This window comes from Roseburia sp. AF42-8 (assembly GCF_003435965.1).
Classification (GTDB): Bacteria; Bacillota; Clostridia; order Lachnospirales; family Lachnospiraceae; genus Roseburia_C; species Roseburia_C amylophila.
Genome location: NZ_QTVB01000151.1, coordinates 1 through 590 on the forward strand (window position 1 = coordinate 1; position 590 = coordinate 590).

1 pseudogene is annotated in these 590 nt (G+C 49.0%); it reads right to left on the reverse strand.

The annotated features are described in order from the left end of the window. Window positions 1-590: pseudogene (locus DW059_RS15760) on the reverse strand (DUF4368 domain-containing protein); the annotation flags it as partial.

Below are 590 nucleotides of genomic sequence, written 5' to 3' on the forward strand. Positions count from 1 at the left end.
GTTTGAGATTAAAATGAATTTCGATAGAAATGTGTCTTGTTTTATCTTCGTCAATGCGCTCATGCACGACGATTTCTTTGATTAAGCGGTTGAGGGTGGCTGCGTCCAGTTCTGTAATGTTGGCGTATTCCTGAATGGCTTCCACCCATTGTTTTGCGTCATTGGCAAGCTGGACTTCATCGGACAGCCGCTTTCTGCCCTCGGACACTTTTGTTTTAAGTTCCGTCTGCTCGGTCTGTGTCTTTTCCAGCATGGTGTTGAAGTTCTGCTCACTGATACGCCCTGCAATCATATCTTCATAAAGCCGCATTACCATTTTGTCCAGAACCTCAATCCGTTCCTCGTCCCTTGTAAGGGAGCGTTCCATTGCTTCCCGCTGTTCCCGCTGCTCGGCTTCACAGGTATTGGTCAGGCGGTCAGCAACCGCTTTCCCGTCCATCAGGCAGCTCTGGCACATTCCCGGATTTTCCGCAGCACATGACTGTAAAGGGTGTCATAATCAATCCGGTGCTGGGTGCAGTGGTTCTTTCCAAAGGCATTGTAGGTCTTGCAGGAGTAAATCTGCTGGGGATGTTTTGCGTTTGTGTAGC